Genomic DNA, 13,286 nt, shown 5'->3' with positions numbered 1-13,286 from the left:
GTTATGAACCCTCGTAGGTGTCGGGGTCCGGGCGCAGCCGGGTGCCGTCGTTGAGCCCGTTGATCGCATCCATGTGCTCGGCGGCCAACTCGAAATCGAACACGTCCATGTTGGTCGCGATGTGCTCTTCCTTGGCCGAGCGGAAGACGACCGCGTTGCCCAGCTGCAGGTTCCACCGCAGCAGCACCTGCGAGGCGGTCTTGCCGTATTCGCCGGCGATCGAGCTCACGGTCGGGTTGTCGATCAGCTTGCCCAGCGCCAGCGGCGTGTAGGACTGGGTGACGACGTTGTGCTCGGCGTTGGTCTTGCGCAACGCCTCCTGGTTGAGCAGCGGGTGCAGCTCGATCTGGTTGACCGCGGGAGTGACGAACGTGAGGTCAATGACGGTCGTCAGGTGTTCCTCGGTGAAGTTGGAGACGCCGATCGAGCGGGCCTGCCCGTCCCCGCGGGACTGGATCATTCCGCCGAAGGAGTTCACGTAGTTGCCCAGCGACGGGGCCGGCCAGTGAATCAGGTACAGGTCGACGTAATCCAGGCCCAGCCGTTCCAGGCTGGCGGTGCAGGCGTCCATCGCCCCCTTGAAACCCTGATCGGAGGTGGCCAGCTTGGTGGTCACGAACAGCTCGGCGCGCGGAATCCCGGAGGCGGCGATGGCGCGCCCGACGGCGGCCTCGTTGCCGTAGGCCGCGGCGGTGTCGATGAGCCGGCAACCGATTTCCAGCGCCGCCGATACCGCGCGTTCGGTCTCGTCGTCCGACAATTCCGCGACGCCCAGGCCCAGGGCCGGCATCGTGTTTTCGTCGTTGAGAGCAATTGAGGGTGCGGCGGAGCCCGACTCGCCAGTCAATTCATTCACCTGCCTGTGAAATTAATGGTCCGAGATTGTGCACCGAGCCGGGTTCCGCCATCGCGCGAGAAGATCAACGGCGTTCGGCGCCGAGTTCGAGGCGCTGCGTTCGAAATCGAACACGTCGAAGTTGCTCGCAATCCGTGAGGGCTTCATCGGCTTGGGGATCACGATATTACCGAGGGAGCAAATGCAACCTAATCAACACCTGGGCAGGTGTCCATCCGCGGCCTCCGGTACCCGGTGCGCCACCACGTACAGTTGGTCGCGCGGCACACCGGAATCGGCGGCCGCTCAGGGGTGAAATCACTTTCGTCGTCAAGCGGTGCCACGTTGTTTGAAAAAGGGGGTTGCCCATGACCAAGCCTCTGTCTGCCGCGCCAGACGTGCACACCGCAGCGCAGCGCGCGTCGGTGCCCCTGGCCAGTCGCATCCAGGGCGCCGTCACCAGCGCCGGGGTCAAGGTCATCCCGTGGATCCCGACCGCGGTGCGACGAGGGCTGGTTCGCGGCCGATCGGTCATCATCGACGGCAACACCCTCGATCCCACCTTGCAGCTGATGTTGTCGGGCCTGCGCGCCGTCGGCATCGACGGGCTGGTCGTCGGCGACGACCCGGCGGCGTCCCGGGCGCAGATGCACGACTCGACCGTGGGCTTCCCCGGTCCGCAGATCCACGTCGAGGTCACCGAGTTGTCGCTGCCCGGCCCGGCCGGGGACATCGGCGCCCGGCACTATCGTCCGGCCGACGGCGCGGCGGCCCCGTTGCTGGTCTTCTACCACGGCGGCGGCTGGTCGATCGGTGACCTGGACACCCACGACGCGCTGTGCCGGCTGACCTGCCGTGACGCGGGCGTCCACGTGTTGTCGATCGACTACCGGCTGGCCCCCGAGCACCCGGCGCCGGCCGCGATCGAGGACGCGTACGCCGCGTTCACGTGGGCATACGAGCACGCCGGCGAGCTGGGCGCCGCCCCCGGCCGTATCGCGGTCGGCGGCGACAGCGCCGGGGGCAACCTCGCCGCCGTCGTCAGCCAACTGGCGCGCGACGAGGGCGGCCCCGCGCCGGTGTTGCAGTGGCTGATCTATCCGCGGACCGACTTCACCGCGAAGACCCGGTCTCTGAGCCTTTTCTCGCGCGGCTTCCTGCTGACCAAACGCGACATCGACTGGTTCGAGTCCCAATACCTGCGCCGTTCGGAGCTGGACCGCACGGACCCGCGCGTCTCGCCGGCCCTGGCCGAATCGCTGGCCGGACTGGCGCCGGCGCTGATCGCGGTTGCGGGCTTCGACCCGCTGCGCGACGAGGGCGAGGCCTACGCCGAGGCGCTGCGGGCCGCCGGGACGGCGGTCGACCTGCGTTACCTGGGCTCGCTGACCCACGGCTTCGCCAACATGTTCCAGCTGGGCGGCGACAGCATGGTCGCGACCAGCGAGCTGATCTCGGCCCTGCGCGCACACCTCAGCCGGGTCTGAGTCGCCCGGCGGCCCGCGCCGGTAATCTAGAGGCGCCTTGTCCGATCGCTTTGTCGGCAGACCGACAACTCGCCTACCGAAAGATCAGGGAACCTGTGGCCGACAAACCCAAACGCCCCCCACGATTCGACATGAAGTCGGCCTCCGGCGGTAGGTCCGGCCGGCTCGTCCAGATCGGCGGTACCGCGTTCGTCGTGATCTTCGCGGTCGTCCTCGTCTTCTACATCGTGACGTCGAACCACAAGAAGCCCGCCGCCACCGGCGCGGGCGACACGGTGCGGGTGACGTCGAGCAAGCTGGTCACCCAGCCCGGCACCAACAACCCCAAGGCCGTGGTGACGTTCTACGAGGACTTCCTGTGCCCGGCCTGCGGCAACTTCGAACGCACCTTCGGGCCGACGGTGTCGCGGCTCATCGACGTCGGGGCCATCGCGGCCGATTACTCCATGGTGTCGATCCTGGACAGCTCGCGGAACCACAACTATTCGTCGCGCGCGGCCAACGCGGCCCGCTGCGTCGCCGACGAATCCCTCGACGCCTTCCGCCGTTTCCATACCGCGCTGTTCACCACCGACATTCAGCCCAGCGAAACCGGCAAGAGCTTCCCGGACAACGCGCGGTTGATCGAACTCGCCCGTGAGGCCGGCGCCGCGGGCAAGGTGCCCGACTGCATCAACAGCGGCAAATACCTCGACAAGGTCACCGGCGAGGCCGCGGCCGCACAGATCAAGGCCACGCCGACGATCAAGATCAACGGCGAGGACTACGACCCGTCGACGCCCGACGCGCTGGTCAGCAAGATCAAAGAGATCGTGGGCAACATCCCGGGCATCGACGGCGCGGTCGCGCCGGCCGCCATGTGACCGGCGCGGTGTCGACCGAATCGGCCGATCCCAGCGCCGATCCCACCCCGGCCCCGGTGCCGGCGCCCAGCGCGTGGTGGCTGCTGATCGCCGGGGCGATCGGCCTGGTGGCGTCGATGACGCTGACGGTCGAGAAGATCGACATCCTGCTCGACCCGTCGTACGTGCCGTCCTGCAACATCAACCCGATCCTGTCGTGCGGCTCGGTGATGATGACGCCGCAGGCGTCGCTGCTGGGGTTCCCCAATCCGTTGCTCGGCCTGGTGGCCTTCACCGTGGTGATCGTCACCGGACTGCTGGCGTTGACGAAAGTTGTTCTGCCCCAATGGTATTGGCTGGGACTGACGGCCGGGGTGCTGGCCGGTGCGATGTTCGTGCACTGGCTGATCTTCCAGAGCCTGTATCGCATCGGCGCGTTGTGCCCGTACTGCATGGTGGTGTGGGCGGTCACCATGTCGCTGCTGGTGGTGGTCGCCTCGATCGCGTATCGCCCTGCGCTGCAGGCCCGCCAAGCCGGCCCGGCGTGGGTGGTGTACCAATGGCGATGGTCGATCGCCGCGCTGTGGTTCACCGCGGTGTTTCTGCTGTGCATGGCGCGGTTCTGGGACTATTGGTCGACGCTGCTGTAGGAATCTGGACGTGACCCGGATCATCGGCGGCGTGGCCGGGGGCCGGCGCATCGCGGTCCCGCCGCGGGGCACGCGGCCCACTACCGACCGGGTCCGCGAGTCGCTGTTCAACATCCTGACCGCGCGCCGCGAGCTGCGCGGCCTGGCGGTTTTGGACCTCTACGCCGGCTCGGGCGCCCTGGGATTGGAGGCGCTCTCCCGCGGCGCCGCCAGCGCGCTCTTCGTGGAGTCCGACCCGCGCACCGCGTCGGTCATCGCGCGCAACATCGACACCCTGGGGCTGCCGGGCGCGACGCTGCGCCGGGGCGCGGTGGCGGCCGTGCTGTCGGCCGGGACCGCCTCTCCCGTCGACCTCGTCCTGGCCGACCCGCCGTACGACGTCGCCGCCGCCGAGGTCGAGGCCGTGCTGGCGGCGCTGATCGCGCACGGGTGGGTGCGCGAGGGCGCCGTCGCGGTCGTCGAGCGCGCGGCCGGCGGCGCGCCGCTGCGCTGGCCGGCCGGCTGGTCGGTGTGGCCGCAACGCGTTTACGGCGACACCCGTTTGGAGCTCGCCGAGCGGGTATGAGCGGGCGTGTACCGTCATTTGCCATGGCGCCGCTCCTCCGCATCGCTTCGCTCTGCATCGTCTCGGCGCGCGCCATGGCGCCGCTCCTCATTGCTTGCTCTGCATCGTCGCCGGCGCACCACGTGGGCGCCGCTCCTCCGCATCGCTTCGCTCTGCATCGTCGTCGGCGCGGGCTATGAGCGGCGCGGTATGCCCGGGCTCGTTTGACCCGGTGACGTTGGGCCACATCGACGTCTTCGAGCGCGCGTCGGCTCAGTTCGACGAGGTGGTGGTGGCGATCCTGACCAACCCCGCCAAGAAGGGCATGTTCGACCTCGACGAGCGGATCGCGATGATCAACGAATCGACGACGCACCTGCCCAATCTGCGGGTGGAGGCCGGGCAGGGCCTGGTGGTCGATTTCGTGCGGTCGCGGGGGATGACCGCCATCGTGAAGGGGCTGCGCACCGGCACCGACTTCGAATACGAGCTGCAGATGGCGCAGATGAACAAGCACGTCGCCGGTGTCGACACCTTTTTCGTCGCGACCGCGCCCCGGTATTCGTTCGTGTCGTCGTCGTTGGCCAAGGAGGTCGCCATGCTCGGTGGCGACGTGTCGGAGCTGCTGCCCGAAGCGGTCAACCGTCGCTTGCGCGAAAAGCGTGCCGGTCGGTCCTGAGCGACACCGTCTGCCGCCGAAGGCGTTGGGCGGCAACGTCGTTGACGAGACGGCAACGGTGTGGAGTAGCCGGGCGCTGCGCGGGTACCCGATGGCTCCGAGCGCGCAACGCCACGCCCAGCGAGCGGAACGGGTCAATTACGCCACGGCGGAACGTATCTTGAAGATCTGATCCGAAGAAGAGGGGGGTTCGCGCGGTCGCCGACGTCAAAGGAGAACGGCAGCCATGACGGTAGACAATCTTTTCGACGTTCCCGAGGCCGCGACCAACCTGATCGCCCTGCTGGCCGACGAGGGAGTCGCGCACTTCTTCATCAACCCCGGAACCGACTCCGCCCCGATCCAGGAAGCGCTGGCGGCGGCGCGCGCGGCCGGCACGCCGAGCCCGCGGGCGGTGCTGTGTGTCCACGAGAGCGTCGCGTTGGCGGCGGCTATCGGACACCACATGGCCAGCGGCCGTCCGCAGGCGGTCATGGTGCACGTCGATGCCGGGACGCTGAACCTGGGCTGCCAGCTGCACAACGCCCAGCGCAACGGGACGCCGGTGGTGATGTTCGCCGGGCGCACCCCCTACAGTTCGGCGCCGGAGGTCCGCGGCCACCGCGACGCCTACATCCATTGGCAGCAGGAGCAACTCGACCAGCCGGCCGTCGTGCGCAACTACGCCAAATGGCACATGGAGGTTCCCCGCGGGCGAGAGTTGGCCCCCATCGTCCGGCGGGCATTCCAGGTCGCCCAGTCCAGCCCGTCCGGACCCGCCTACGTCATGCTGCCGCGAGAAGCCCTGATGGAGCCCGGCAGCCGTGTGTTGCCGCGCCGGCTGCCGCCGGCCATACCGCCCGGCCCGGACCCCGGGGCCCTGGGCCGGCTGGCCGGGATCCTGGTCGCCGGGCAGCGGGTCGTCATCGTCGCGTGCCGGACCGCGGCGGAACCCGGGGCCGCGGTCGTGTTGGCCCGCATCGCCGAGCTGCTCGGTGCGCCGGTGATCGACCAGGGCGACCGCGCCAACCTGCCGTTCGGGCACCCCCTGCACGTGGTGGGCGACGCGGGCCCGCTGGAAACCGCCGACACCGTGCTGCTGCTGGACTCCGAAGTGCCCTGGGTGCCCGCACAGCTGGCCCCGCCCGCGGATGCCCACGTGGTGCAGATCGACGCGGACCCCGTCAAGGCCGGCATGCCGCTGTGGTCCTATCCGGTCGAGATCGCGCTGACCGCCGACACGCGGGTGACGCTGGTGCTGCTCGAGCAGACCCTGCTGCGGCTGGCCACCGACGAGCTGCGCGAGAAGTGGAGCGCGCGGCGGCGGGCGGCCGAATCCGATGTCGCGCAACGCCGCCGGGAGGCGGCGCGCCGTGCCGCGTCCGACCGGCCGGCCGATGCGCCCGACGCGATGCTGGCCGCGCTGGGCGCCGCGCTGCCGCACGACGCCGTGGTGGTCCAGGAGGCGGTGACCAACCGGCCCGCCGTGGCCCGGCAGGTCCAGCGGCCGCCGGGGCAGTTCTTCGACACGGGCGCACCGGCGTTGGGCTGGGCGCTCGGCGGGGCCTTCGGGGTCAAACTGGCCAGGCCGCAGGCGCCCGTCGTCGCGATCTGCGGTGACGGTTCGTTCAACTTCGGTGTGCCCACGGCCGCGTTGTGGTCGGCGCATCGCCATGACGCGCCGTTCGTGACGGTGGTCTTGAACAACCACTCGTACCTGGCCTCGAAGCTGCCGGTGATGGAGCTCTATCGGCCGGGAATATCGATGCGGGAGAACGACTTTCCCGAGACCCGGCTCACGCCGGACACCGACTACGCCGCCCTGGCGCGCGCGTGCGGGGGAAGCGGACGCAGCGTGACCACGCCGGCGGAGATGCGCGAGGCCATCGGGTGGGCGCTCGCCGAGGCGGACGAGGGCCGGTGCACGGTGCTCGATGTGCAGTTGCCGCAACCGTGACGCGGATCAATGCGCGTGGCCGGAGCGGTCGGCGTCGGGGGAGCCGCCCATCATGCGCAGCATCGGCAGGCCCCCTGAGGTGATGAACCGGGCGACGAGGACGATCGCGAGCACGCCGAAGGCGATGTTGAGCAAGGTCGTGTAGTTCCACGAGATAGAGGCCTCCAGCACGGTCGCGTTGCGTTGCGCCGGGATGAGATGCGTTGTGCCGAAGATCAATTCGACCAGGTATCCGGCGACCACCATCGCGGCGTAGAAGGTGCCCAGCAGGGTCAGCATCATCTTGGTGCCGTAGTACTTGCGGTAGATGTTCAGGATCGGGAGGATCAACAGGTCGGCGTAGATGAACGCGATGACGCCCCCGAAGCTGATCCCCCCGTTCCACAACACCGCGGCCAGCGGGACGTTGCCGATCGAGCACACGAAGGACACGATCGCCACGACGGGGCCCACGAGCGGACCCCACAGCGCCGACCAGACCGGGTGATCCACCAAAAAGAAGCTCTGCCAGAACTTCTCGGGAACCCACGCCGCGACGGCCCCCGCGATCAACAGGCCCAGGATAAGGTCGCGCAGGATCGCCAGCCACTCCATCACGAACACGTGCGAGACCGAGGTGAAGCCGGCCGGGGAGAACAGCCGCCGCCAGAACGAGCCTTCTCCTTTGACCGACATGTCCATGGCGGCATGGCCTTCCATCGATCCGGCGATTCCCTTTTCGGCCTGCTCGCGGGCGGCGTCGACGAGTCGCGAGCGCACGAACAGCCGGAACAAGGCGGCGAGCACCACGATCATCAACGGGCCGCCGACGAATTCGGCGGCGGTGAACTGCCAGCCCATCAGCAGCGCCAGGATGATGCCCAACTCCGCCACGAGGTTGGTCGAACCGATCTCGAACGCCATCGCGGCGGTGAAGTCGGCGCCCTTGCGGAACAGCGATCGCGCCAGGGCCACCGCGGCGTACGAGCACGACGACGACGCCGCCCCCAGCCCGGCGGACACCGCCAGGGTGCGGGGGCGGTCATCGCCCATCAGCGCCACGATCGTCGAGCGCCGCACCACCGCCTGCACCACCGCCGAGAGGGTGAAGCCGACGATCAGCGCCCACAGGATTTCCCATGTCATCGAACCCGCGAGCGTCAGGGCGTGCCCGATCGCCGATAGCACCGTCATCACTGAAACCTCCTGCGGTGAGCCGCCGGCGCGAGGTGAGTCTGTTCCGACGGATCGGACTATACCCCTTGGGGGTATAAGGGCACAGGGCCCGATCGTCCGGCGGTTCCTCGGACCCTAGAATCGCTGGCAAATAGCCGGGTCCGGGCGCGTCGACGCAAAACCCACACCGGGGCAAAGGCCGCAGCGGCGCGGCCCGGCGACGAATATGGACGAACCACCGCGCGCGGCCGTCGCCGCCGCGAAAACAGCGTGAACGGGCGCTTTCGCATGAAACTCACTGACCACGCCCACGCCGGCACCGGCTCGCCGGGGCGTTTAGGACACCGGGAACGGGCAAATACCCGACACACCGGTGTCGCCACCGCTGTCACAGAGACAACACCAGGCACACTGGTAACAACAGTTTTGCAGACGCCAGGAGGGTACGGCCGTGTATCGAGTGTTTGAAGCGCTGGATGAATTGAGCGCCATCGTCGAAGAAGCCCGCGGCGTCCCGATGACGGCCGGCTGCGTGGTGCCCCGCGGCGACGTGCTGGAGCTGATCGATGACATCAAGGACGCGATTCCGGGCGAGCTGGACGACGCCCAGGACGTGCTGGACGCGCGCGATTCCATGCTGCAGGACGCCAAGACGCACTCCGAGTCCATGGTCGAATCGGCGACCACCGAGTCGGAGTCCATGCTCAACCACGCCCGCGCGGAGGCCGACCGGCTGCTATCGGACGCGAAGGCGCAGGCCGACCGGATGGTGAGCGAAGCCCGCCAGCACAGCGAGCGCATGGTCGGCGAGGCCCGCGAGGAGTCGATGCGCATCGCCACCGCGGCCAAACGCGACTACGAGGCCAGCGTCGGGCGCGCCCAGGCCGAGGCCGACCGGCTGCTCGAAAACGGCAACATCTCCTACGAGAAGGCCGTGCAAGAGGGCATCAAGGAACAGCAGCGCCTGGTCTCGCAGAACAGCGTGGTCGAGGCGGCCAACGCCGAGGCCACCCGGCTCATCGACTCGGCGCACGCCGAGGCCGACCGGCTGCGGGGCGAATGCGACATCTACGTCGACAACAAGCTCGCCGAGTTCGAGGAATTTCTCAACGGCACCCTGCGGTCGGTGGGCCGCGGCCGCCACCAACTGCGGACGGCGGCCGGGACGCACGACTACGCCGTGCGCTAGCGTTTCGCCGCCCGCCCAGCGGGCGGGCGAGCCCTGGAATTGTGCGGCGGGCGCCGTAGGATTTCCGATATGACGCGCCAGCACACCACCTCATCGACGCGCGGCGGTGCGCCTCGGCTATCTGGGCCGATGACGTTCGACATCACCCGGCTCGGGCGGCGGCCCGGCGCGATGGTGACCGTGCGCAACACCGTGCCCACCCCGGCGCGCATCGGGCTGGACATGATCGCGATCGAGGCCGGCGCGCCCCTGGAACTGGACCTGCAGGTCCAGTCGGTGTCCGAGGGCGTCCTGGTGACCGGGACGGTGACCGCGCCCACCGCCGGCGAATGCGCGCGGTGCCTGACCCCGCTCGACGGGACCGTGCAGGTGCGGTTGACCGAACTGTTCGCCTACCCGGACAGCACCACGGAGGCGACCACCGAGGAGGACGAGGTCGGCCACATCGTCGACGACACCATCGACCTCGAGCAGTCCATCGTCGACGCGGTGGGGCTCGAACTCCCGTTCTCGCCGGTGTGCACGCCGGATTGCCCGGGGCTGTGCCCCGAATGCGGGGTGCCGCTGGCCGCCGAGCCGGGCCATCAGCACGACCGCATCGACCCGCGCTGGGTCAAGCTGGCGGGCATGTTCGACCCCGAGGCGGACGAATCGCGGGGTGAGCGGTGAGCTCACGGCAGGCTCTGCTCGACGCCCTCGGGGTTGAGCTGCCCGACGAACTGCTGTCCTTGGCGCTGACGCACCGCAGCTACGCCTACGAACACGGCGGGCTGCCGACCAACGAGCGGCTGGAGTTTCTCGGCGACGCCGTGCTGGGCCTGACCATCACCGACGAGCTCTACCACCGCCATCCCGATCGCAGCGAGGGGGACCTGGCCAAGCTGCGGGCCAGCGTCGTCAACACCCAGGCGCTGGCCGACGTCGGGCGAAAGCTGTGCGAGGGGGGCCTCGGGGTGCACCTGCTGCTGGGGCGCGGGGAGGCGAACACGGGCGGGGCGGACAAGTCGAGCATCCTGGCCGACGGCATGGAATCGCTGCTGGGTGCGATCTACCTCGAGCAAGGGATCGACGTTGCGCGCGAGGTGATCCTGCGGTTGTTCGGCCCGCTGCTGGACGCCGCGCCGACGCTGGGGGCCGGGCTGGACTGGAAGACCAGCCTGCAGGAGCTGACCGCGGCCCGCAGCATGGGCGCGCCGTCCTACGTCGTCACCTCGACCGGCCCCGACCACGACAAGGAATTCACCGCCGTGGTCGTGGTGGCCGACACCGAATACGGCTCGGGCGTGGGCCGCTCCAAGAAGGAAGCCGAACAGAAGGCCGCGGCGGCGACCTGGAAAGCGCTGGAAGCGCTGGACACCGTTCCCGGCAGCTGAATCGATGCCCGAACTGCCCGAAGTCGAGGTGGTGCGCCGCGGCCTGCACGCCCATGTGGTGGGAAAGACGATCACGGCCGTCCGGGTGCACCACCCGCGCGCGGTCCGACGCCACGAGGCGGGGGCCGCGGACCTGACCGCCCGGCTCCTCAACGACCGGATCACCGGCACCGACCGGCGCGGTAAGTACCTGTGGCTGCTGCTCGACAGCGACGCGGCGCTCGTCGTGCACCTCGGCATGAGCGGGCAGATGCTGCTCGGCGCGGTGCCGCGCGCTGACCACGTCCGGATCTCCGCCCTGCTCGACGACGGGACCGTGCTGAGCTTCGCCGATCAGCGCACCTTCGGCGGGTGGATGCTTGCCGACCTGGTCGAGGTGGACGGCAGCGTGGTGCCCGAACCCGTCGCGCACCTGGCGCGCGACCCTCTGGACCCCCGGTTCGACGCCGACGCCGTCGTAAAGGTCTTGCGGCGCAAGCACTCCGAAATCAAGCGCCAACTGCTCGACCAGCAGGTGGTGTCGGGCATCGGCAACATCTACGCCGACGAGGCGCTGTGGCGGGCCAAGGTGCACGGGGCGCGGATCGCCGACGCGCTGACCCGCAAGCAGTTGACCGCCGTGCTCGACGCGGCCGCCGACGTGATGCGTGACGCGCTGGCCAAGGGCGGGACCTCGTTCGATTCGCTGTACGTCAACGTCAACGGCGAATCCGGATACTTCGACCGCTCACTGGACGCCTACGGCCGCGAAGGCCAGGGCTGCCGCCGCTGCGGCGCGGTGATGCGCAGGGAGAAGTTCATGAACCGCTCGTCGTTCTATTGCCCGAAATGCCAACCGCGCCCGCGTGTTTGAGTGTGAAGACTTGGCTTTGACGGTGACCACACGGTTGCGACACGCCGAGGGTGGGTGACCGGCTTTCACACCGGACGCCCCGCGTTCACACTCGACGACGCAAAAGGTGCATCACTCGAAGATGTCACGGCGCAGCGTCCCCGTGGGCAGTGCCGGATCCACAAACCACTCGTGGCTGAACAGCGCGCCGAACACCTGGGGCGGCAACCGCATCAGGAGCCCGAACAGGCGCGCGCCCAGGCCCGAACTGCCGATCTGGGAACGGTGCGCGGCAAAAGCGTCCCGCTTCTGGCGGGCGAAGCGGAACACGTTGACCCGGTGGGTGATGGTCGCGCGCGGGGCATACGCGCCCCGGACGATGTCACGTTCGTACGGTCCGGGAAGCCGCAGCAGGTGCGCGAGATCGCTGACGCGAAGCAGCATTTCGCGTGGCATCGTCACCTCGAGCACCCGGGGAATCGCGGCGAGCTCGGCGGCGCGCTTGCCGACGTGGTGGACCTGCACATGATCGCGGTGGCCGTAGCCGCCGTTGGGCTGGTAGCTAAGCAGCAGATCGGCGCGCTCATCGCGAAGGATGGCGGCCAGCCGCCCCGCCGCCTCGTCGAGGTCCGCCCGCCCGAATCGGGTGCGCCCGGGCGGATCGGGGTAGAACAGCGGGCCGTAGCCGCTGTCGGCGTAGCCGAGGCACTCCACCCGCTGGGCCCCGAGAATGCTTGCGCTCGACCGCAATTCGCCCAGCCTGTTGCCGTCCTCGTTGTGCACCCGCCCGTCGGTCGCCGTGACCACGACGACGCGATGCCCGGCCGCGGACGCGCGCGCAAGCGTGCCGCCGGTGAGGACCACCTCGTCGTCGGGGTGCGCGTGGAACGCGACGACGGTGGCCATGCCAAACAGTATGCCCGCGCGTCACGGCGCGGCCGGCCGGTAGAAATGAGCCATGGCCGAACTATGGGTGGAACGCACCGGAACTCGCCGCTACACGGGATACAGCTCGCGGGGAGCGCAGGTGCTCGTCGGCTCCGAGGACGTCGACGGCGTGTTCACTCCCGGCGAGCTGCTCAAGATCGCGCTCGCGGCCTGCAGCGGGATGTCCAGCGATATGCCGCTGGCCCGCCGGCTGGGCGACGACTACAAGGCGGTCATCAGGGTCTCCGGCGCGGCCGACCGCGAGCAGGAACGGTATCCGCTGCTCGAGGAGACGCTGGAGCTGGATCTGTCGGGGTTGGCCGAGGACGAGAAGGAGCGCCTGCGCGTCGTGGTCAACCGGGCCATCGACCAGGTCTGCACGGTCGGGCGCACCCTGCAGTCCGGCACCGCCGTCAACTTCGAGGTGAGCGATGTCGGATCCTGACGCCCGGCTCACCGCCTGGGTGCACGGGAACGTCCAGGGGGTGGGTTTCCGGTGGTGGACGCGGTGCCGGGCGCTGGAGCTGGGCCTCACCGGCTACGCCGCCAACCAGGCCGACGGCCGCGTGCTGGTGGTCGCCCAGGGGCCGCGGGAGGCCGGCGAGAAGCTGCTGGAGCTGCTGCGGGGCGGCGCGTCCTGGCCCGCCCAGCCCGGACGCGTCGACAAGGTCGTCGCCGACTGGTCGCAGCCCCAGGAGCGTTTCGAGGGGTTCGTCGAGCGGTGACGGCGCCTGCTTCTCGTGGCTGATGTGACCACTGTGACCAGTGCGTCGCGCCGCGACGCCGCCGGCAGATTTCGGCCCGGCCGACACCCCTCGGTGAGCCTGTCCGGGATGG

Annotated in this window: 15 protein-coding genes and 1 pseudogene; 12 read left to right on the top strand and 4 right to left on the bottom strand. The window is 69.3% G+C overall.

The window, feature by feature from the left end:
• Nucleotide 1: 1 nt before the first annotated feature.
• Together OCQ_RS18275 and OCQ_RS27390 are read right to left on the bottom strand one after the other, a co-directional pair.
• A complete protein-coding gene (locus OCQ_RS18275; RefSeq protein ID WP_161807802.1) occupies nt 2-847 on the bottom strand; it encodes an aldo/keto reductase in 846 nt (281 codons plus the stop codon).
• A 5-nt stretch (nt 848-852) separates the two neighbouring features.
• Nucleotides 853-1,073, bottom strand: a pseudogene (locus tag OCQ_RS27390) (aldo/keto reductase); the annotation flags it as partial.
• Nucleotides 1,074-1,203: 130 nt separating this feature from the next.
• On the opposite strand from OCQ_RS27390, the gene OCQ_RS18270 reads away from it, so the two are divergent.
• From OCQ_RS18270 to OCQ_RS18245, 6 genes are all read left to right on the top strand, one after another.
• The gene (locus OCQ_RS18270) at nt 1,204-2,322 is read left to right on the top strand and encodes an alpha/beta hydrolase (protein ID WP_009955165.1); all 1,119 of its coding nucleotides are present in this window, start codon (nt 1,204-1,206) and stop codon (nt 2,320-2,322) included.
• A gap of 95 nt (nt 2,323-2,417) precedes the next feature.
• Entirely contained in the window at nt 2,418-3,185 is a 768-nt protein-coding gene (locus OCQ_RS18265; RefSeq protein ID WP_041785129.1) for a DsbA family protein, read from the top strand.
• Nucleotides 3,182-3,814 (top strand): vitamin K epoxide reductase family protein, encoded by a 633-nt coding sequence (locus tag OCQ_RS18260; protein ID WP_008258963.1) that lies wholly within the window; start codon nt 3,182-3,184, stop codon nt 3,812-3,814. Before OCQ_RS18265 ends, OCQ_RS18260 begins: the two co-directional genes overlap by 4 nt.
• A 10-nt stretch (nt 3,815-3,824) precedes the next feature.
• The gene (gene rsmD / locus OCQ_RS18255) at nt 3,825-4,379 is read left to right on the top strand and encodes a 16S rRNA (guanine(966)-N(2))-methyltransferase RsmD (protein WP_008258961.1); all 555 of its coding nucleotides are present in this window, start codon (nt 3,825-3,827) and stop codon (nt 4,377-4,379) included.
• A gap of 175 nt (nt 4,380-4,554) precedes the next feature.
• Nucleotides 4,555-5,037 carry a pantetheine-phosphate adenylyltransferase gene (gene coaD, locus OCQ_RS18250; protein WP_009953984.1) on the top strand — a complete coding sequence of 161 codons (483 nt, stop codon included), beginning with the start codon at nt 4,555-4,557 and terminating at the stop codon, nt 5,035-5,037.
• A 226-nt stretch (nt 5,038-5,263) separates the two neighbouring features.
• Nucleotides 5,264-6,973, top strand: a complete 1,710-nt coding sequence (locus OCQ_RS18245) for a thiamine pyrophosphate-requiring protein (protein WP_014385472.1) — start codon at nt 5,264-5,266, stop codon at nt 6,971-6,973.
• A gap of 6 nt (nt 6,974-6,979) precedes the next feature.
• Here OCQ_RS18245 and OCQ_RS18240 read toward each other — a convergent pair whose 3' ends face one another.
• On the bottom strand, nt 6,980-8,146 hold the full coding sequence (locus OCQ_RS18240; protein ID WP_041785127.1) for a permease: 1,167 nt from the start codon (nt 8,144-8,146) through the stop codon (nt 6,980-6,982).
• A gap of 433 nt (nt 8,147-8,579) precedes the next feature.
• On the opposite strand from OCQ_RS18240, the gene sepIVA reads away from it, so the two are divergent.
• The 4 genes from sepIVA (at nt 8,580) to mutM (ending at nt 11,543) form a co-directional block, all read left to right on the top strand.
• Complete coding sequence (gene sepIVA, locus OCQ_RS18235; protein WP_009956333.1) at nt 8,580-9,317, top strand: cell division protein SepIVA; 738 nt, start codon at nt 8,580-8,582, stop codon at nt 9,315-9,317.
• A 69-nt stretch (nt 9,318-9,386) separates the two neighbouring features.
• Nucleotides 9,387-9,986, top strand: coding sequence for a YceD family protein (locus OCQ_RS18230; RefSeq protein ID WP_179960086.1), 600 nt, complete (start codon nt 9,387-9,389; stop codon nt 9,984-9,986).
• On the top strand, nt 9,983-10,690 hold the full coding sequence (rnc, locus tag OCQ_RS18225) for a ribonuclease III (protein ID WP_014385469.1): 708 nt from the start codon (nt 9,983-9,985) through the stop codon (nt 10,688-10,690). Before OCQ_RS18230 ends, rnc begins: the two co-directional genes overlap by 4 nt.
• A gap of 4 nt (nt 10,691-10,694) precedes the next feature.
• Complete coding sequence (mutM, locus tag OCQ_RS18220; RefSeq protein ID WP_009956339.1) at nt 10,695-11,543, top strand: DNA-formamidopyrimidine glycosylase; 849 nt, start codon at nt 10,695-10,697, stop codon at nt 11,541-11,543.
• A gap of 111 nt (nt 11,544-11,654) precedes the next feature.
• Here the strand turns inward: mutM and OCQ_RS18215 are convergent, their stop codons facing one another.
• Entirely contained in the window at nt 11,655-12,428 is a 774-nt protein-coding gene (locus tag OCQ_RS18215; protein WP_009956340.1) for a PIG-L deacetylase family protein, read from the bottom strand.
• A gap of 52 nt (nt 12,429-12,480) precedes the next feature.
• Between OCQ_RS18215 and OCQ_RS18210 the strand changes: the two genes are divergently transcribed.
• Together OCQ_RS18210 and OCQ_RS18205 are read left to right on the top strand one after the other, a co-directional pair.
• Entirely contained in the window at nt 12,481-12,894 is a 414-nt protein-coding gene (locus OCQ_RS18210; protein ID WP_014382984.1) for an OsmC family protein, read from the top strand.
• Nucleotides 12,881-13,174 carry an acylphosphatase gene (locus OCQ_RS18205; RefSeq protein WP_008258938.1) on the top strand — a complete coding sequence of 98 codons (294 nt, stop codon included), beginning with the start codon at nt 12,881-12,883 and terminating at the stop codon, nt 13,172-13,174. Before OCQ_RS18210 ends, OCQ_RS18205 begins: the two co-directional genes overlap by 14 nt.
• The last annotated feature ends 112 nt before the right edge of the window (nt 13,175-13,286 follow it).

Source organism: Mycobacterium paraintracellulare (assembly GCF_000276825.1).
Taxonomy (GTDB): Bacteria; Actinomycetota; Actinomycetes; order Mycobacteriales; family Mycobacteriaceae; genus Mycobacterium; species Mycobacterium intracellulare.
Note: the sequence above shows the minus strand (reverse complement) of the source record. Positions and strands in the feature narration are given on the sequence as shown.

Bases quoted from the DNA above. Each gene is read 5' to 3' on its own strand.
- OCQ_RS18270 (WP_009955165.1), top strand. From the start codon at position 1,204: ATGACCAAGCCTCTGTCTGCCGCGCCAGACGTGCACACCGCAGCGCAG.
- coaD (WP_009953984.1), top strand. From the start codon at position 4,555: ATGAGCGGCGCGGTATGCCCGGGCTCGTTTGACCCGGTGACGTTGGGC.
- OCQ_RS18245 (WP_014385472.1), top strand. From the start codon at position 5,264: ATGACGGTAGACAATCTTTTCGACGTTCCCGAGGCCGCGACCAACCTG.
- OCQ_RS18240 (WP_041785127.1), bottom strand. From the start codon at position 8,146: ATGACGGTGCTATCGGCGATCGGGCACGCCCTGACGCTCGCGGGTTCG.
- OCQ_RS18230 (WP_179960086.1), top strand. From the start codon at position 9,387: ATGACGCGCCAGCACACCACCTCATCGACGCGCGGCGGTGCGCCTCGG.
- mutM (WP_009956339.1), top strand. From the start codon at position 10,695: ATGCCCGAACTGCCCGAAGTCGAGGTGGTGCGCCGCGGCCTGCACGCC.
- OCQ_RS18215 (WP_009956340.1), bottom strand. From the start codon at position 12,428: ATGGCCACCGTCGTCGCGTTCCACGCGCACCCCGACGACGAGGTGGTC.
- OCQ_RS18210 (WP_014382984.1), top strand. From the start codon at position 12,481: ATGGCCGAACTATGGGTGGAACGCACCGGAACTCGCCGCTACACGGGA.
- OCQ_RS18205 (WP_008258938.1), top strand. From the start codon at position 12,881: ATGTCGGATCCTGACGCCCGGCTCACCGCCTGGGTGCACGGGAACGTC.